General features: G+C 70.6%; 18 protein-coding genes. 7 read left to right on the plus strand and 11 right to left on the minus strand.

Annotated features, from left to right (window positions below):
• Window positions 1-76: 76 nt before the first annotated feature.
• The 5 genes from ACWCRD_RS21720 to ACWCRD_RS21740 form a co-directional block, all read right to left on the minus strand.
• On the minus strand, window positions 77-1,009 hold the full coding sequence (locus ACWCRD_RS21720) for an SCO1860 family LAETG-anchored protein (protein ID WP_450967443.1): 933 nt from the start codon (window positions 1,007-1,009) through the stop codon (window positions 77-79).
• A gap of 177 nt (window positions 1,010-1,186) precedes the next feature.
• On the minus strand, window positions 1,187-2,278 hold the full coding sequence (locus ACWCRD_RS21725; protein ID WP_450967444.1) for an amidohydrolase family protein: 1,092 nt from the start codon (window positions 2,276-2,278) through the stop codon (window positions 1,187-1,189).
• Between the two features lie 47 nt (window positions 2,279-2,325).
• Window positions 2,326-3,117 carry an amino acid ABC transporter ATP-binding protein gene (locus ACWCRD_RS21730; RefSeq protein WP_450967445.1) on the minus strand — a complete coding sequence of 264 codons (792 nt, stop codon included), beginning with the start codon at window positions 3,115-3,117 and terminating at the stop codon, window positions 2,326-2,328.
• Window positions 3,114-3,950 (minus strand): amino acid ABC transporter permease, encoded by an 837-nt coding sequence (locus ACWCRD_RS21735; RefSeq protein ID WP_450967446.1) that lies wholly within the window; start codon window positions 3,948-3,950, stop codon window positions 3,114-3,116. The genes ACWCRD_RS21730 and ACWCRD_RS21735 overlap by 4 nt, the downstream gene beginning before the upstream one ends.
• A gap of 3 nt (window positions 3,951-3,953) precedes the next feature.
• The gene (locus ACWCRD_RS21740; RefSeq protein ID WP_450967447.1) at window positions 3,954-4,811 is read right to left on the minus strand and encodes a transporter substrate-binding domain-containing protein; all 858 of its coding nucleotides are present in this window, start codon (window positions 4,809-4,811) and stop codon (window positions 3,954-3,956) included.
• A 189-nt stretch (window positions 4,812-5,000) separates the two neighbouring features.
• Here ACWCRD_RS21740 and ACWCRD_RS21745 point away from each other — a divergent pair, with 189 nt between their 5' ends.
• The 6 genes from ACWCRD_RS21745 (at window position 5,001) to thpD (ending at window position 10,379) form a co-directional block, all read left to right on the plus strand.
• Window positions 5,001-6,101, plus strand: a complete 1,101-nt coding sequence (locus ACWCRD_RS21745; protein WP_450967448.1) for a pyridoxal-phosphate-dependent aminotransferase family protein — start codon at window positions 5,001-5,003, stop codon at window positions 6,099-6,101.
• A 232-nt stretch (window positions 6,102-6,333) separates the two neighbouring features.
• Window positions 6,334-6,852: a DinB family protein gene (locus ACWCRD_RS21750; protein ID WP_450967449.1), complete on the plus strand. Its 519-nt coding sequence runs from the start codon at window positions 6,334-6,336 to the stop codon at window positions 6,850-6,852.
• A gap of 318 nt (window positions 6,853-7,170) precedes the next feature.
• The gene (gene ectA, locus ACWCRD_RS21755) at window positions 7,171-7,677 is read left to right on the plus strand and encodes a diaminobutyrate acetyltransferase (protein WP_450967450.1); all 507 of its coding nucleotides are present in this window, start codon (window positions 7,171-7,173) and stop codon (window positions 7,675-7,677) included.
• Between the two features lie 94 nt (window positions 7,678-7,771).
• Entirely contained in the window at window positions 7,772-9,043 is a 1,272-nt protein-coding gene (gene ectB / locus ACWCRD_RS21760) for a diaminobutyrate--2-oxoglutarate transaminase (RefSeq protein ID WP_450967451.1), read from the plus strand.
• 30 nt (window positions 9,044-9,073) lie between these two features.
• On the plus strand, window positions 9,074-9,484 hold the full coding sequence (locus tag ACWCRD_RS21765; protein WP_030933607.1) for an ectoine synthase: 411 nt from the start codon (window positions 9,074-9,076) through the stop codon (window positions 9,482-9,484).
• Window positions 9,485-9,491: 7 nt separating this feature from the next.
• Window positions 9,492-10,379, plus strand: coding sequence for an ectoine hydroxylase (gene thpD / locus ACWCRD_RS21770; protein ID WP_450967452.1), 888 nt, complete (start codon window positions 9,492-9,494; stop codon window positions 10,377-10,379).
• 164 nt (window positions 10,380-10,543) lie between these two features.
• On the opposite strand, the gene ACWCRD_RS21775 is transcribed toward thpD, so the two are convergent.
• The 4 genes from ACWCRD_RS21775 to ACWCRD_RS21790 all read right to left on the minus strand — a co-directional run bounded on the left by ACWCRD_RS21775 (window position 10,544) and on the right by ACWCRD_RS21790 (window position 13,977).
• A complete protein-coding gene (locus tag ACWCRD_RS21775; RefSeq protein ID WP_450967453.1) occupies window positions 10,544-11,593 on the minus strand; it encodes an aminotransferase class V-fold PLP-dependent enzyme in 1,050 nt (349 codons plus the stop codon).
• 99 nt (window positions 11,594-11,692) lie between these two features.
• Window positions 11,693-12,409: a DsbA family oxidoreductase gene (locus tag ACWCRD_RS21780; RefSeq protein WP_450967454.1), complete on the minus strand. Its 717-nt coding sequence runs from the start codon at window positions 12,407-12,409 to the stop codon at window positions 11,693-11,695.
• A gap of 69 nt (window positions 12,410-12,478) precedes the next feature.
• Complete coding sequence (locus tag ACWCRD_RS21785; protein ID WP_450967455.1) at window positions 12,479-12,985, minus strand: N-acetyltransferase family protein; 507 nt, start codon at window positions 12,983-12,985, stop codon at window positions 12,479-12,481.
• Window positions 12,982-13,977, minus strand: a complete 996-nt coding sequence (locus ACWCRD_RS21790; RefSeq protein ID WP_450967456.1) for a GlxA family transcriptional regulator — start codon at window positions 13,975-13,977, stop codon at window positions 12,982-12,984. The genes ACWCRD_RS21785 and ACWCRD_RS21790 overlap by 4 nt, the downstream gene beginning before the upstream one ends.
• Window positions 13,978-14,047: 70 nt before the next feature.
• Between ACWCRD_RS21790 and ACWCRD_RS21795 the strand changes: the two genes are divergently transcribed.
• On the plus strand, window positions 14,048-15,415 hold the full coding sequence (locus tag ACWCRD_RS21795) for an MFS transporter (protein WP_450967457.1): 1,368 nt from the start codon (window positions 14,048-14,050) through the stop codon (window positions 15,413-15,415).
• A gap of 203 nt (window positions 15,416-15,618) precedes the next feature.
• Here the strand turns inward: ACWCRD_RS21795 and ACWCRD_RS21800 are convergent, their stop codons facing one another.
• Both ACWCRD_RS21800 and ACWCRD_RS21805 read right to left on the minus strand, forming a co-directional pair.
• Window positions 15,619-16,227, minus strand: coding sequence for a DUF1349 domain-containing protein (locus ACWCRD_RS21800; RefSeq protein ID WP_450967458.1), 609 nt, complete (start codon window positions 16,225-16,227; stop codon window positions 15,619-15,621).
• Between the two features lie 38 nt (window positions 16,228-16,265).
• Complete coding sequence (locus ACWCRD_RS21805) at window positions 16,266-17,795, minus strand: aldehyde dehydrogenase (NADP(+)) (RefSeq protein ID WP_450967459.1); 1,530 nt, start codon at window positions 17,793-17,795, stop codon at window positions 16,266-16,268.
• Window positions 17,796-17,863: the final 68 nt, after the last annotated feature.

The raw sequence follows: 17,863 nt of genomic DNA on the forward strand, positions 1-17,863 counted from the left end.
CGGGGCTGTATCGATATGCGGCTCCGCCGCGTGGGCGCGACCAGCCACAACGAATCCGCAGACAAGAGACAACCGATCACCGCAGCCCGGCGGAGCGCCGCCGCGCCAGCGCCACCGCTCCCCCGCCTGCCACAACCAGGGCGATCGCCCCACCCGCGAGGTACGGCGTCATGGAGCTACCGCCGGTGTCGGCAAGCCCCGAGTCCCCGCCCTGCGCCCTGGCGCCACCCGAGCCCCCGGTGCCGCCCGCAGGGCCCGTGCTGGGCGCCGCCGACCCCTGCGCACCCGCCGGAGGCGCCTCGCAGGTCGCCTTCGCCAGGGTGAGGGTGCCCTCGACCTCGGCCACGTTCAGCTTCAACGGGTTGACGGACACCTTGAGTTCGAGGGCGGTGGCGGCCGCGGTACGCGAGGTCGTCTCCGTCTTCGACAGGTCGAGACGCACCTCGCCGATGCCGGCCGCCTTGACCTCCGTGGTGCCACCGGTCGTCAGGGTGACCTTCTTGCCCAGGACGGTCACCGAGCCGCCCAGGTTCGAGGATGCGACGGGCTTCTTCCCGGCCTCGCAGACCGCCTTCGAGGTGACCTGCTCCAGCTCGATGAGGGACAGCAGCGGCAGACCCGGGACATGGACGCTCGCGTGGGCGAGGTCGGTGGAGCCCTCGGCGCGGTCGGCGGTGACGCTCGCCGCGGACTTGGCCGTCCTCGCGTCCAGCACGCTGAAGGCCCTGCCGCCGTTGACGCCGTCCAGCTTGGCGCTCAGCGCCGTCTTCTCGGCGCTCTCGGGCGCCTCGACCTGGTTGAGCGAGACCGAGAGGGGGACGTTCACGGTCTTGTTGAGCAGGGAGACGTCGAGCCCGGTGCGCAGGACGACGGCGCTCGCCCGGCCCTGGTCGCCGGTCGCGTGCGCGGCGCCCGCGCCGGCCAGCGCCGCGGGACCTGCGGCGAGGGCCGTGGCCGTCGCGACGGTGGCGAGACGGCGTGCGGGCATGCGGAAGTTCTTGCCGTTCAAGGTGGGGACCCCTCAGAGGATTCTTGCTCGGGACCCGTCAAGAATTGCGCACCAGGGATGCCCTGACGGCATTCCGGCGCCACTTCACCCCATCGTGCGTTCGCCGTGAACATTTTCGAATCCCCAGGCACAGGCGTTGCACTCTTTCACCGCCGTATCGCCTTGTGCCCGCGTCGGTCAGCCGACGACGTGTCCGTTCACCACTACCCGCCGAGGGGCCTCGAGTACACGTACGTCGGCCCGTGGATCGCTCTCGTACACCACGAGGTCGGCCGGGGCCCCCTCCTCCAGGCCGGGGCGGCCGAGCCACTTCCGCGCGTCCCAGGTGGTCGCCGACAGCGCCTCGACGGGCGGGATGCCGGCGGTGACCAGCTCCGCCACCTCGCCCGCCACCAGGCCGTGCGCGAGGTGGCCGCCGGCGTCGGTGCCGACGTAGACGGGGATCCCGGCGTCGTAGGCGTTGCGCACGGTGTCGTAGCGGCGTTCGTGGAGCCGGCGCATATGGGCCGACCACTTGGGGAACTTGTCCTCGCCGCCGTCGGCGAGCTGCGGGAAGGTCGCGATGTTGACGAGGGTCGGGACGATCGCGACGCCGCGCGCGGCGAAGAGGGGGATCAGTTCGTCGGTCAGGCCCGTGGCGTGCTCGATGCAGTCGATGCCGGCCTCGACCAGGTCCTGGAGTGAGTTCTCGGCGAAGCAGTGCGCGGTGACGCGGGCGCCGAGGCGGTGGGCCTCGGCGATGGCCGTTTCCACGGCCTCCCGCGGCCAGCTGGGGGCGAGGTCGCCGAGGTCGCGGTCGATCCAGTCGCCGACCAGCTTCACCCAGCCGTCGCCGCGGCGGGCCTCCTGGGCGACGTAGGCGGTCAGTTCGTCCGGCTCGATCTCCCAGGCGTAGTTGCGCATGTAGCGGCGGGTGCGGGCGATGTGGCGTCCGGCCCGGATGATCTTCGGAAGGTCCTCGCGGTCGTCGACCCAGCGGGTGTCCGAGGGCGAGCCCGCGTCACGGATGAGCAGGGTGCCCGCCTCGCGGTCGGTGAGCGCCTGCTTCTCGGCGACGTCCTGCTCGACCGGCCCGTGCGGGCCGAGGCCCACGTGACAGTGGGCGTCGACGAGCCCGGGGAGCGCCCAGCCCTCGACGGTACGGACGTCGTCCGCGCCGCCGGGGCGGTCGTAGGAGACGCGGCCGTCGACCACCCACAGCTCGTCCCGGACGTCCTCGGGCCCGACGAGGACCCTGCCCTTCACATGCAGCACCGCGCGATCGCTCATGGGCCTCAGCCTAGGACGACGGGCAGTCCCTCCCCGATCCGGCACTGTCAGCCGGCCCCGCCCACCTGGTCCGAGGTCTCCTCCTCCACCTGGGCCATCGCCGGGTCGAGCAGCCGGGACAGGAAGTGGCGGGTGCGTTCGTGGACGGGGGCGCCGATGACCTGGCCGGGGGTGCCGTCCTCGACGATGGTGCCGCCGTCCATGAAGACGACCCGGTCGGCGACCTCGCGGGCGAAGGTCATCTCGTGGGTGACGACCATCATGGTCATGCCCTCGTTCGCGAGCATGCGCATCACGGCCAGTACGTCCCCGACCAGCTCGGGGTCGAGCGCCGAGGTCGGCTCGTCGAACAGCATCACCTCGGGGCCCATGGAGAGCGAGCGGGCGATCGCCACGCGCTGCTGCTGGCCACCGGAGAGGGAGGCGGGGTAGGCGTCCGCCTTCTCGGAGAGCCCCACGCGCGCCAGGTTCTCCGCGGCCACCTGCGCGGCCTTCGCCTTGTCCCGCCTGAGCACGCGGCGCTGCGGCAGCGTGAGGTTCTCGGTCACCGTGAGGTGCGGGAAGAGGTTGAACTGCTGGAAGACCATGCCGATACGGCGGCGTACGGCGTCGATGTCGACGTCCGGGTCGGTGAGTTCGGTGCCGCCCACGAAGACCCGGCCCTTGGTGGGCTCCTCCAGCAGGTTCACACAGCGCAGCAGGGTCGACTTGCCCGAGCCCGACGGGCCGATGACGCAGACGACCTCGCCCTGGCCGATCTCCAGGTCGATGCCGCGCAGCACCTCGTTGTCGCCGAAGGACTTGTGCAGGCCGCGTACTTCGATTTCCGGACGGCTCATTTGACGGCCTCCTGGGCCTTCGCCTCCATACGGCGTACGACGAAGCCGAGCGGGATGGTGATCAGCAGGTAGCACAGGCCCGCGACCAGGATCGGCGTGGAGTTGGCGGTCGTACTGGCCAGGTCGCGGCCGAATTTGGACAGTTCGCGCTCCTCCAGGGTGACGCCGAGGAACAGGACGAGCGAGGAGTCCTTGAAGAGCAGGACGAGCTCGTTGGTCAGCGGCGGGAGGATGATGCGGAAGGCCTGCGGGATGATGATCGAGACCATGGCGCGGCCCGGCGAGAAGCCCAGCGAACGGGCCGCCTCCATCTGGCCCTTGGGCACCGCCTGGATGCCCGCACGGATCGTCTCGGCCATGTAGGCGGCGGCGACCAGGCCGAGCGCGAGGGCCACCTTGCCGTAGGTGCCGCCGACGATCTCCGTGCCGGGGAAGGCCAGCGGGACGGCGACCCCGATGAAGATGAAGATCAGCAGGGCGGGCAGACCGCGGAAGATCTCGATGTAGATGCCGGCCAGCCAGCGGTACGGGCCCACGGACGACAGCCGCATCAGCGCGATCACCATGCCGAGCGCCAGGCCGACGACGAAGCCGGACACCGTGTACAGCACGGTGTTCTTCAGCGCCATCGTGATGATGTCCGGGAACATCTGCCGGGCGATGCTGCCCTGCGCGAACTGGTTCTTCAGCCGCCCCCAGTCCGCCGAGACCGCGAAGGCGATCACGGCGGCGACGAAGACGACGTACTGCGCGCCGCGCGACAGGCTGCGCTTCTGACTGCGCGTCAGACCCTTTTTCCTGGGCGGGAGTTGTACGTCAGTGTCGGTGCTCATGGGTCAGGACGCGGCGGGGGACGGGGAGGCGGCGGAGGGGTTGTACGGGCCGATCCACTTCTCGTACAGCTTCTTGTACGTGCCGTCGGCCTTGGCGTCCTTGATCGCCTTGTTGATGGCGGCGAGGAGCTTGGTGTTGCCCTTCTTCACCGTGAAGCCGTACTGCTCACCGGTGTTGAGGTTGTCGGCGACCTTGAACTTGTCCGCGTTGGCCTTGTCCTTGAGCCAGCCCTGGACCACCGGGTAGTCGATGATGACGGCCTTGACCTGGCCGGTGCGCAGTCCGTTGAGGACGGCGTCGGAGGACTCGAAGGAGACCGGGTCGAAGCCCTGCTTCTTCGCGTAGTCCTCGCCGGTGGTCTGCGCCTGGGCACCGAGCTTGACCTTCTTGGCCTTCGCGTCGGCGAGCGAGGTGATGCCGCTGTTCTTGTCGACCAGGAGGGCCTGGGTGGCGTCGAAGTACGGGTCCGAGAAGTCGACGTTCTTCTTGCGCTCGGCGGTGATGGTCATGCCGGCCGCGGCCACGTCGCACTCGCCGGAGTTGAGGAACGCGCCGGTCTTGAAGTTCTCGAAGGGCGTGTCGAGGATCTGCTGCTTGACGCCCAGGTCCTTGGCGACGAGGTCGATCAGCGACACGTCGAAGCCCTGCACCTTGCCGTTGATCTCCGACTGGAAGGGCGGGTACGGCAGGTGGGTGCAGGTGGTGAGCTGTCCGGCCTTGACGAGCTGGACGCCGCCGGCGGCGGTCTTGCTCCCGCTGCCACCGTTGCCGGTGGACGTGCAGGCAGCCACGAGCACCAGCCCGGCCGTCGCGGTGGTGGCGGCCAGGATGCGGGTCCGGCGCCCGGAGAACGTCTTCACGGGGTGGCCTCCTGTGTGGGAACTGTGGGTTCCGATTATAAGGAGATGTTTGGGTCTCTCAAATCAAACCGATGGTTGCGGGGCTGTCCGGCCTAAGAAGTCGCAAGTGGCAGGAGGGACGGGAGTGGGGTCACGGGTGGTGGATACCCTCGACCGAGCCGACCACTCGTGAACGAAGAGAGCATCGCCGTGACCCACCCTTTCCTCGATCTGCCCCCGATGAGCGCCGCGCAGTTCGCGTCGATCGAGGACCGGGTCGCGCGGCTTCTCGGCACCGAGCAGGATGTCGTGATCATGCAGGGCGAGGCGCTGCTGCCGTTGGAGGGGGCGATTCGCGCGACCGCCGGGCCGGGGACGGTGGCGCTGAACGTCATCACGGGCCCGTACGGGCAGACCTTCGGGAACTGGCTGCGGGACTGCGGGGCGACGGTGATCGACCTGGCCGTGCCCTTCCGCACGGCGGTCACCGCCGAGCAGATCCGGGCCGCGTTCGCCGAGCGGCCCGAGATCGACTTCGTGTCGCTGGTCCATGCGGAGGCGGCGACCGGAAACACCAACCCCGTCGCGGAGATCGGCGAGGTCGTACGGCAGCAGGGGGCGCTGTTCTACCTGGACGCCGTCGCCTCCATCGGGGCCGAGCCGGTGCTGCCGGACGCGTGGGGTGTGGATCTGTGCGTCATCGGGGCGCAGAAGGCGATGGGCGGTCCGGCGGGGGTGTCGGCGGTGTCGGTGAGCGAGCGGGCGTGGGCGCGGATGGCCGCCAACCCGGGGGCGCCGCGTCGGTCGTATCTGTCGCTCCTTGACTGGAAGGAGCGGTGGGTCGACGGCGGGCGGACGGCGCTGCTGCATGCGCCTGCGCAGCTGGAGATGCTGGCGCTCGAGGCGTGTGTCGAGCGGATCGAGACGGCGGGGCTGGATGCCGTCATGGCCCGGCATGCGGCGGCCGCGGCGGCGACCCGGGCGGGGGCGGTGGCTCTGGGCGGGGGGCTGGAGCCGTATGTCCACGAGGCGCGGGAGGCTGCGCCGGTGGCCACGACGCTGAGGGTTCCCGACGGGGTGGTGGCGTCGGAGGTGGTGGCTCGGGCGCTGGTGGGTGAGCCTTCGCTGCCGTTGGCGGCGGGTGGGGGTGCGTTGGCGAAGGAGATGGTTCGGGTCAATCACTACGGCGTGGATGCTTCGGTGGGGGTGGTGCAGGGGTGCCTTGCGGCGCTGGGCGCTGCGCTGGCTGAGCGGGGGGTGACGGTCGACCTTGCGGGGGCTCGGCGGGCCGTGGAGCAGAGCTGGGGGTGACCGCCGCTGTTCTTCGCCCCCGCCGCCCCTTCCCGTCCCGAACCGGGGGCCAGCCCCCGCACCCCCGCTCCTCAAACGCCGGAGGGGCTGGATATTGCCGGGCGGGGCTTCGTCTTTCACCCCGGTCGGGGCTTGATCTTTTCAGCCCGTCCGGCGTTTGAGGACGAGGCCGTTCAGGCCGAAGCGGGGGTCTGGGGGCGGCAGCCCCCAGCGGGGGTGCCATGCTCGCCCCATGGCTAACCAGACTCTCCCCGACGGCCGCCCCGTCCCCCACCTCACCGGCGACGAGCGCCCCATGCTCGAAAGTTGGCTCGACTTCCACCGGGGCACCCTCGCCCTGAAGTGCGCGGAACTGGACGACGCGCAGGTGCGGACGGCGTCCGCCGAGCCCTCGGCGCTGACGCTGCTCGGGCTGGTGCAGCACCTCGCCGAGGTCGAGCGGAACTGGTTCCAGCGGGTCGTCGGCGGGCTCGACGTACCGCCCGTGTTCGGCGAGGAGACCGGGTACGTGCTCGACCCGGCGCGCGGGCTCGACGAGGCGCTGAACGTATGGCGCCGGGAGATCGCGCGCGGCCGGGAACTGTGTGCCGGGCGGTCGCTGGACGACACCAGGCGGCTCGTCGACGGCCCCATGGCGGGGCTGGAGGTCAGTCTGCGGTGGGTGCTCATTCATATGATCGAGGAGTACGCCCGGCACAACGGGCACGCCGATATCTTGCGGGAACGGATCGACGGGGTAACCGGCTACTAATTCAAGGCCGAACTCCGGGTGCAATTCAGGAATTCACTTCCGCACAGCTTCCCGTATTCTTCTGCCCGCTTTTCCCCGGCCTAAACGCAAAGATTTCGCGAACACCAAGCGGGGGAATTCGGGCAGATCTCGTGGGGGTTACATGCTTGTGACGCGTTACACATCGTGGCCGATTTGCCCGGTATTTTCCGGACAATACCCCAGGTATCGCCTTCATCTCATGCGACCGCCCGCGCCCGCGCGATAACACACAAGGCCGCCGTGCGTAACCCTCACCGGCGATGCAATTTCGAATTTCCCTCGGTAAATTCAATCCGCATGACTGCCGTACAAGCAGATCTGCACATCGACCGTCCGCAGGTTGCGGACGGAGCCGCGTTGTGGCGGATTGCCAAGGACTCGAAGGCCCTCGACCTGAACTCGTCGTACAGCTATCTGCTGTGGTGTCGCGACTTCGCGGCCACCTCGGCCGTGGCCCGCGACGGGCGCGGGGAGCCGGTCGGCTTCGTCACCGGGTACGTACGGCCGGACCGCCCGCGCACCCTGCTGGTGTGGCAGGTGGCCGTGGACGAGGCGTACCGCGGGCGCGGCCTGGCCGCCGCGCTGCTCGACGGCGTCGTCGCGCGGGCCGGTGCCGCGCACCGGATCACCGCCGTCGAGACCACCATCACACCCGGCAACACCGGCTCCGAGCGCCTGTTCACCTCGTTCGCCGAGCGGCACGGTGCCCTCGTGGAGCGCGAGGTGCTGTTCGACGAGGGCCTGTTCCCCGACGGGCCGCACGACCCCGAAGTCCTGTACCGCATCGGTCCCCTCTCCCTCTGAGCCGGCGCGGACGACCACCCCGATGACGGCACCGATGACCCACCCCACTGACGACCCACACGCACTCCCCCCACGCAACGAGGAGCGATTCGTCGTGACCATCACCCAGCCCGACCTCAGCGTCTTCGAGACCCTCGAGTCCGAGGTGCGCAGCTACTGCCGCGGCTGGCCCACCGTCTTCGACCGTGCGCACGGCAGCCGCATGTACGACGAGGACGGCCATGAGTACCTGGACTTCTTCGCCGGAGCGGGCTCGCTCAACTACGGCCACAACAACCCCGTCCTGAAACGGGCGTTGATCGACTACCTGGAGCGGGACGGCGTCACGCACGGGCTGGACATGTCGACCACCGCCAAGCGTTCCTTCCTGCAGACCTTCCAGGACCTGGTGCTGCGGCCGCGCGACCTGCCGTACAAGGTCATGTTCCCGGGCCCGACGGGTACGAATGCCGTGGAGTCGGCCCTGAAGCTCGCGCGCAAGGCCAAGGGGCGCGAGGCCATCGTCTCGTTCACCAACGCCTTCCACGGCATGTCCCTCGGCTCCCTCGCCGTGACCGGGAACGCCTTCAAGCGGGCCGGGGCCGGCATCCCGCTCGTCCACGGCACGCCCATGCCGTTCGACAACTACTTCGACGGCAAGGTGCCGGACTTCCTGTGGTTCGAGCGGCTCCTGGAGGACCAGGGGTCCGGGCTCAACAAGCCCGCGGCCGTGATCGTCGAGACCGTGCAGGGCGAGGGCGGCATCAACGTCGCGCGGCCCGAGTGGCTGCGGGCGCTGTCCGAGCTGTGCGAGCGCCAGGACATGCTGCTCATCGTCGACGACATCCAGATGGGCTGCGGGCGGACGGGCGCCTTCTTCTCGTTCGAGGAGGCCGGGATCACCCCGGACATCGTCACCGTCTCCAAGTCCATCAGCGGCTACGGACTGCCCATGTCGCTGTGCCTGTTCAAGCCCGAGCTGGACATCTGGGAGCCGGGCGAGCACAACGGCACCTTCCGCGGCAACAACCCCGCCTTCGTCACGGCCACCGCCGCCCTGGAGGCGTACTGGGCGGACGGGTCCGCGATGGAGAAGCAGACCCGGGCGCGCGGCGAGCAGGTCGAGCAGGCCCTCGCCGCCATCACCGAGGAGAACCGCGCCGACGTCAAGGAGTACCGCGGACGCGGACTCGTGTGGGGCCTGGAGTTCCACGACAAGGACCGGGCCGGCCGGATCGCCAAGCGCGCCTTCGAACTCGGGCTGCTCATCGAGACGTCGGGCCCCGAGAGCGAGGTCGTCAAGCTCCTCCCGGCGCTCACCGTCACGGCCGACGAGATGGACGAGGGGCTCAGCGTCCTCGCCCGCGCCGTACGCGAAACCATCTAGCAACGACCAGCAAGGAGTAGTGCAAGCACCGTGATCGTCCGTTCGTTCAAGGACATCGAAGGCACCGACCGGCATGTGAAGGCCGCGTCCGGCACATGGGAGAGCAAACGCATCGTCCTCGCCAAGGAGAGGGTCGGCTTCTCCCTGCACGAGACGATTCTGTACGCGGGTACGGAGACGTCGATGTGGTACGCGAACCACATCGAGGCCGTCGTGTGCGTCGAGGGCGAGGCCGAGCTCACCGACGACGAGACCGGGCAGAAGTACACGATCACGCCCGGCACCATGTACCTCCTGGACGGGCACGAGCGGCACACGATGCGGATCAAGGAGGACTTCCGCTGCATCTGTGTCTTCAACCCGCCCGTGACCGGCCGGGAGGACCACGACGAGAACGGCGTCTACCCGCTGCTCACCGAGCCCGAGCCCGAGGAGGTGTGACATCACCATGACCACCGTCACCGATCTCTATCCCAGCCGCGGCACCACCGAGGTGTCGACCCCGCGCCAGGACCCCGTCGTGTGGGGCTCCCCCGACACACCGGGCCCGATCACGACCGGCGACCTCCAGTCCTTCGAGCGCGACGGCTTCCTGGCCATCGACCAGCTCATCGCCGACGACGAAGTCGCCGTCTACCGGCAGGAGTTGGAGCGCCTCGTCACCGACCCGGCGATCCGGGCCGACGAGCGCTCGATCATCGAGCCGAAGTCCAAGGAGATCCGCTCCGTCTTCGAGGTGCACAAGATCAGCGAGGTGTTCGCGAATCTCGTGCGCGACGAGCGGGTCGTGGGCCGGGCACGGCAGATCCTCGGCTCGGACGTGTACGTCCACCAGTCGCGGATCAACGTCAAGCCGGGCTTCGGGGCCAGCGGCTTCTACTGGCACTCGGACTTCGAGACCTGGCACGCCGAGGACGGCCTGCCGAACATGCGCACGGTGTCCGTCTCGATCGCGCTGACCGAGAACTACGACACCAACGGCGGCCTCATGATCATGCCGGGGTCGCACAAGACGTTCCTCGGGTGTGCGGGAGCCACGCCCAAGGACAACTACAAGCAGTCGCTGCAGATGCAGGACGCGGGCACGCCCTCGGACGAGGCGCTGACCAAGATGGCGAGCGAGTACGGCATCAAGCTGTTCACGGGCAGGGCCGGCTCGGCGACCTGGTTCGACTGCAACTGCATGCACGGCTCGGGCGACAACATCACGCCGTTCCCGCGCAGCAACGTGTTCATCGTGTTCAACAGCGTGGAGAACGCGGCGGTCGAGCCGTTCGCGGCGCCCATTCGGCGTCCCGAGTTCATCGGCGCGAGGGACTTCACCCCCGTCCGATAACCGCTGATGCCCGGCGGCCTGCCCGCCGCGCAGCGGCAATGGAACACAGCATCGGCGCGAGGGACTTCACCCCCGTCCGGTGACTCGTCCTGGAGCGGGCGGCGTCACAGGCTTCGCGGCCACGACAGTGACGCCGCCCGCTCCAGTGCGCTGCGCGCCGGGGTTCAGTCGGCCAGGACGTCCAGCAGGCGGTCGACGTCGGCCGCGGTGTTGTACAGGTGGAAGGCGGCACGAAGGTTGCCCGCGCGGTCGGAGACCTCGACCCCTGCGCTGCTCAACTCGCCCTGGCGGCGGCCCAGTCCGGGCACCGAGACGATCGGGGAACCGGGCGAGGGGACGGGCTCGTGACCGAGGGAGGCCAGGCCCGCGCGGAAGCGGTCGGCGAGGGCGAGGTCGTGGGCGCGTACGGCGTCCGTGCGGAGTTCCTCCAGCAGTTCCAGGGAGCGGCGGGCGCCTGCGTAGGAGAAGAGGGCGGGACTCTCGTCGAACCGCCGTGCGGAGTGGGCCAGTTCGTCGATGGGGCCGTAACAGGCCTCCCAGGGGTGCTCCCCCGCCACCCACCCGGCGCACAGCGGGGTGAGTCCGCCGAGGTCCTCCGGGGTGACAAGGAAGGCCACGCCCCGCGGGCAGACGAGCCATTTGAAGGCGACGGAGGCGGAGTAGTCGTACGCGTCCGCGTCGAATTCCAGCCATCCGGCGGCCTGGGACGCGTCGATGTACGTACGTGCTCCGTGCTCGCGCGCCGCCTGCCGGATCGCGGGCAGATCGGCCAGGCGCCCGTCGGCGGACTGCGCGGCACTGACCGCGACCAGGGCGGTGCCGGGCCGCACGGACTCGGCGACGCGCTCCAGCGGCACGCTGCGCACCTTGAGGCCGGAGCGGACGTGGAAGGGGTTCACCAGGGAGCTGAAGTCGCCCTCGGCGGTGAGGACTTCGGCGCCCTCCGGCAGGGAGGCTGCGATCAGCCCGCTGTGGACGGCGACCGAGGCTCCGGCCGCCACCCGGCGTTCGGGCACCCCGACGAGCCGCGCGAAACCGGCGCGGCTCGCCTCGACGTCCGCGAACATGTCGGTCGGATCGCCGGCCGCGGCCGCCTCCACGGCGATGCGCATGGCGGCCACGGTGCGCGCCGGCAGCAGTCCGGTGCTCGCGGTGTTCAGATAGGTGTTCTTCGGGGCGAACTCGGCACGGACGAGGCTCTCGAAGGTCTCCATGGATCCACGGTGCGCCCAGGAGAACCCATAGTCCATTGCCGATTTCTACGTGGTTTCACCAAGCAGTACTTATACGTACGCCCCGACCTGCACGCTTTCTCAGTGCTGCGGCACCGCGCACCCCTCGGGACCGCAGGCGTCCGCGTCACCCTGGTCGATCAGCTGCAGCGGCGAGCGCTCGCCCCACGCCTGGGTCAGCGCCTGGGTGAAGACCTCGGCGGGCTGGGCGCCCGAGACGCCGAACTTGCGGTCGAGCACGAAGAACGGCACACCGTTGGCACCGAGCTGCGCGGCCTCGCGCTCGTCGGCGCGGACCTCGTCGGCGTACGCGGCCGGGTCGGCGAGCACCCTGCGGGCGTCCTCGGCCTCCAGACCGGCGGCGACGGCCAGCTCCACCAGCCGCTCGTCGCCCTCGCTGAAGACGGACCGCTCCTCGGCGAAGTTCGCCTGGTAGAGGAGCTGGATCAGCTCGTCCTGCTTGCCCTGCTCCTTGGCGAGGTGCAGCAGGCGGTGCATGTCGAAGGTGTTGCCGTGGTCGCGGTCCCGGGTGCGGTACTCAAGACCCTCGGCAGCGGCCTGCGCACCCAGGTTCTCCTCGCCGGCCTGCGCCTGCGCCTCGCTCATGCCGTACTTCTTGGTGAGCATTTTGATCACCGGCTGGACATCGCCCTTGGCGCGCCCCGGGTCCAGCTCGAAGGAGCGGTGCACGACCTCGACCTGGTCGCGGTGCGGGAACGCGCCGAGGGCCTTCTCGAAGCGGGCCTTGCCCACGTAGCACCAGGGGCACGCGATGTCCGACCAGATCTCGACCTTCATGTTCTCTCCAGCTCGCTCGGGCCACGGAGGCCGCCTCCGCCGAGTGGATGAACGTTCAAGCAGTGGGGATCATTCCCCGGGCACCGAGAAGCGCAGGAAGAGGTGATGGTCGCCCTCTGCGGGCGGGTTCTCCGGGTCCGGGACCCAGCCTTGGCGCGTGTAGAAGTCCTGGGCGCGCTGGTTGTCGACATGCACGTCGAGAACGGCCGTGCGCCTGCCGTCGGCCCGCCACTGCTCGGCGCAGGCGGTGTGCAGGGCCGTACCGATGCCGGAGCGCCAGTGGTCGGGGTCGACGTGGAACTGGAAGAGCTTGACCGTGTCCGCCGGGGCGCCCTCCGGGGTGCGGAAGGAGGCGATGCCGACCAGGCGGGCGTCGCGGACCGCGCACAGCACCTGGCCGTCGGGGCGCTCGATGGCCTGCCGCCAGGCGGCCTGCCAGTCGAAGCCGTCCTCCGGCAGGCCGTCCGGGTAGTAGGTGGCGCGGGCGCGCACATGCAGGGCGGCGACGGCCGCGGCCTCGGCCGGCAGCGCGGTTCTGATCACCAGGGAGTCGAGGATCCGGTTCGCTCTGATCATGCAGCGGAGGACGCGGCCGCGGCGGCCTCGGTTCCCAGGCGGGTGAACTGGGCCCGGTAGGCGCTCGGGGTCAGGCCGGTGCGCCTGACCACGTGGGCCCGCAGGGAGTCCGCCGTGCCCAGGCCGCAGGCGCGGGCCACCTGGTCCATGGGCAGGGTGGTGGTCTCCAGAAGCTCTCTGGCGCGCTCGATGCGCTGGTGCAGCAGCCACTGCAGGGGGCTGACGCCGCTCTCGGCGTGGAAGCGGCGGGTGAGGGTGCGCACGGACACGCCCGCGTGGCGGGCCAGGTCGGTCAGGGTGAGCGGCTTGTCGAGGTTGCGCATGGCCCAGCCGCGGGTGTCGGCGCAGACGGTGCCGCGCTCGGGCGGCAGCGGGGTGTGCGTGAACTGGGTCTGACCGCCCGGCCGTACGGGGGCGACGAGGGCGAGCCGGGCGACCTCGTTGGCGACGGCGGCGCCGTAGTCGGTGCGGATGACGTGCAGACAGAGGTCGATGCCGGCGGCGTAGCCGGACGCCGTGACGTACGGGCCGTCCTGGACGTACAGCACGTCTCCCTGGAGGTCGATCTGCGGGTAGCGCCGGCGCAGTTCCTCGGCGTGCGCCCAGTACGTGGTCGCCCTGCGGCCCTGGAGCAGGCCCGCCTCGGCGAGCTGGAAGGCGCCGGTGCACAGGGACGCGATCCGCTTGCCGGCGTCGGCGGCCTCGCGGACGGCGGCCACGATCCGCGGGTCCGGCTCGTAGGGCGCGCCCGTGCCTGCCACCACCACCGTGTCCGCCTCCCGCACGGCCTCCAGTCCGTCGCGCACATACAGGTCGAGCCCTCCGCTGGTGGGCACGGGCCCGGGCTCGGCGGCGCAGATGACCACGTCGTAGCCCGGCCGCCCGGCCACCTCGACCTTGCCGAACAGCAGCTCGGGGATGGCCAGGTTGAACATCGAGACGGGCGACGGCGCGATCACGGCGATGCGGTGCGGGGCGAGACGGTCGGGCATGGCCAGAACCTCCGGGTGCATGGCATTCAGGCCACTACTGTACGACGGCGGAGATCCGCAGCATGGTCACATGACGACGAACCAGACCCTGAAGGGCGGTCAACTCGCCCGCGCGGAGGGCGGGTTGGTGACCGAGAGGCCCTCCCCCGCGCTCACTCTCGCCGCCGCCCTGCTCGGTTTCGCGCTGATCGGCCTCGACGCGTCCGTGGTGAATGTGGCCCTGCCCTCGATGGGCCACGCGCTGGGCGGCGGCATGTCCGGCCTCCAGTGGGTGGTCGATGCCTACACGCTCTCCTTCGCCGCACTGATGCTGTCCACCGGGGCCTTCGCCGACCGGGCCGGGGCGAGCCGTGCGTATGCGCTCGGCATCACGGTGTTCACCATTGCCTCGGTGGCCTGCGGGCTGGCACCGGACCTGCCCGCGCTGATCGCCGCCCGGGTGGTGCAGGGCGTGTCCGCGGCCGTCGTGCTTCCTGCCTCGCTGGCGCTGGTGCGTCAGGCGTACGCGGATCCGGCCCGGCGGGCCCGTGCGGTGGCCGCGTGGGCGGCGGGTGGTTCGGTTGCGGTGGCGATGGGCCCGGTGGCGGGCGGTGCACTGACCACGGTCTGGGACTGGCGCGGGATCTTCTTCGTCAACATCCCGCTGGGGGCGGTGGCGCTGGCGCTGCTGGTACGGGCCCCGCGCTCGCAGCGGCGCCCGGCAGCGCTGGACGTGCCGGGTCAACTGGCGGCGACGGTGACACTCGCAGCCCTGGCTTTCGCGGTGATCGAGGGCGGCAGGACAGGGGCGGTGGCGCTTGCCGTGGCCATCGTGGCGGGCGGGGTCTTCCTGCGCGTCGAGGCCCGGCAGCCGCATCCGGTCGTCCCCCTCGGTCTCTTCCGCAGCCGGACCGTGACCGTGGCGGTCGCAGCGGGCGCGGCGGTCAGCGTGGCCTTCTACGGCGTGGTCTTCGTCTTCTCCCTCTTCTTCCAGCAGGCGCAGGGCCGTTCGGCGCTGTACGCGGGACTGATGTTCCTGCCGATGACGGGCCTGATCGCGGTGACGAACGTGGTGGCGGGCAAGCTCGCGGGCCGGTACGGGCCTAGGCTGCCGATGCTGATCGGGCAGGCCCTGGCCGTGGCGGGCCTGCTCGTCCTCCTTTACGTCGACACCGCGACGTCCTCGCCCCTGGTGGCCGTGCTCCTCGTACCGCTGGCCCTGGGCTGCGCGCTGACGGTGCCGCCGCTGACGGCCGCGATGATGGACGCGGTGCCGGCGGAGCGGGCGGGGCTCGCGGCAGGTGTGCTCAATGCCGCGCGGCAGGTGGCGGGAGGGCTGGGGATCGCCGTGTTCGGGACGCTGGTGTCCCACGGGTTCACCGGGGGAATGCGGCTGAGCCTGGCGATCAGTGCGGGGGCGCTCGCGCTGACGGGTGCGGCTACGTCTCGGTTGCGGTGAGCGCCGGGGGCTGCCGGCCCCCAGACCCCCGCTTTCGGCCCTTCAAGGGGCCGCGTCCTCAAACGCCGGACGGCCTGAAAATGGCACCGGCGGCCCGGAAGCGCCCTGAAGGGGCGCGGGGCTGCATCGATTTGCGGCTCCGCCGCGGGGCGCGACCAGCCACAATGGCGCAGCAGACGAACCGCGCACATCCCGCGGAGCGCTCAGCTGCCGTCTCTGAGATCTGCGGGCCAGTTGGGGCGGAACTCTATGTGGTCGTAGGTGACCACGCAGCCCTCCCCCATCGGTGACTGGGTCATGAAGCCGACGAGGGCGTCGCCGGTCTCCTTCTCGTTGCCCAGGGTGAAGAGGCGGATGAAGGTCCAGCGCCTGCCGTCCCGGGAGGCGTGGAAGGCGAAGGCGCGGCCGGTGCGGCTCACCCGGAGCCAGACCGAACTGCCGTCCACGGTGAAGGAGTTGGCGTCGTCGGAGTGCCCCCGGGTGACCACCGTGCAGACGGTGGGCACGTCCGGGGAGTACTCCAGGCAGAGCTTGGCCCAGGCCCGCTCGCCGACATGGACGTACAAGACCCCCGCGTCGAAGGCCGCGGCGAACCCGACCGTGACGCGCGCGATCAGCTGGAAGTCCCCCTCGGGCGCCCCGAGCAACCGGGGGGCGTCGGAGGCAGGCTCCAAGGCCTCCCCGGTGGGCGGCACGAACCGGTCCTGCCGGGGGCCTGCCCATCCGCTGAGGATCCCGTCCTCGTGCAACCAGTGCCCGTCGGGGCCGTAGGTGCGGAGAGCGAAAGGCAGTTCGGGAAGTTCCACGTCCATCAGCTGATTGTCGCAGGCCCGGCGTCCCGCAGAAGCGGCTACCGCTCGAGACGGCCGTTGAACCGCCGGGGCAGCCCCAGCGGGTTGTCGTCCCGCAGCTCCGGCGGAAGGATCGCCTCCGGGGCCGTCTGGTACGTCACCGGCCGCATCCACCGCTCGATGGCGGTGCCGCCGACCGACGTCGACGTGGACGTGGTCGCCGGGTACGGCCCGCCGTGGTGCTGGGCGGGGGCCACCGCGACACCCGTCGGCCAGCCGTTCACCAGCACACGGCCCGCGAGCGGCGTCAGCTCGGCCAGCAGTTCCGCGCCGCGCCCCTCCCCGGCCGCCTCCTCCGCCGACAGATGAACCGTCGCCGTGAGATTGCCCGGCAGCCGCGACAGCACCCCCTGCACCTGGGCCTCGTCCTCATAGCGGGCCACCACGGTGACCGGCCCGAAGCACTCCTCCAGGAGCAGGTCGTACTGGCCTTCCTCGGCCAGCTTGTCCGCCGAGACCGTCAGGAACCCGGCGCTGACCGTGTGCTCGCCGCCCGCGCCCGGTGTCACCGGGGACTCGACCTCGGGAAGCTCCGCACGCTCGGCGACCCCGGCGATGAAGTTGTCACGCATGCGGTGGTCCAGCAGGACTCCGGCGTCCGTGTCGCTGACCGCGTCCGTGAGGGACTTGACCAGGCGGTCGCCCGCCGCACCGCTCGGCGCGAGCACCAGACCCGGCTTCACGCAGAACTGGCCGACGCCCAGCGTCATCGACCCGGCGAGGCCCGCACCGATGGCCTCGGCGCGCTCGGCGGCCGCGGCCTCGGTGATGACGACCGGGTTCAGGGAGCCCAGCTCGCCGTGGAAGGGGATCGGCGTCGGGCGGGCCGCCGCCGCGTCGAAGAGGGCGCGGCCACCCCGTACGGAACCGGTGAAGCCGGCCGCCGCGACGAGGGGGTGCTTGACCAGCTCCACGCCGGCCTCGAAACCGTGGACAAGGCCGACGACGCCGTCGGGGATGCCGTGCGCGGCGGCGGCCCGGCGCAGCACCTTGGCGACCAGCTCGGACAGGGCCGGGTGGTCGGGGTGGGCCTTGACGACGACCGGGCAGCCCGCGGCCAGTGCGCTCGCGGTGTCGCCGCCCGCCACCGAGAAGGCGAAGGGGAAGTTGGAGGCCGAGTAGACGGCGACGACACCCAGGGGCACCTTGTAGCGGCGCAGGTCAGGGATGGGCGGGGTCGCGGTGTCGTCGGGGTGGTTGATGATCACGTCGAGGAAGGCGCCCTCGTCGACGATGTCCGCGAAAGCCCGCAACTGGTAGCAGGTGCGGGCGAGTTCGCCGGTGAGCCGGACCGGACCGAGCGCGGTCTCGGCGTCGGCCGTCTCGACGAGCCCGTCCTTCGCCGCCTGCAGCTGCTCGGCGGCGGTGCGCAGGAAGGCCGACCGGACCGCGCGGTCGGCGAGGGCGCCGCGCGCGGCGTGCGCGGCGCGGACGGCGGCGTCCACCTCCTGGGCTGTGGCCTCCACCGCAACCTGTTCACGCTGCTTCCCGGTACGGGGGTCGACACTCCAGACTGGTGCTGCTGCCACCGCGGGTCCCTCCACGTATGTCTTGCGGTATGTCCTGCTTGTATTGCCGCAGTATCTGGGTCATCCAC

This window comes from Streptomyces sp. NPDC002092 (genome assembly GCF_053593775.1).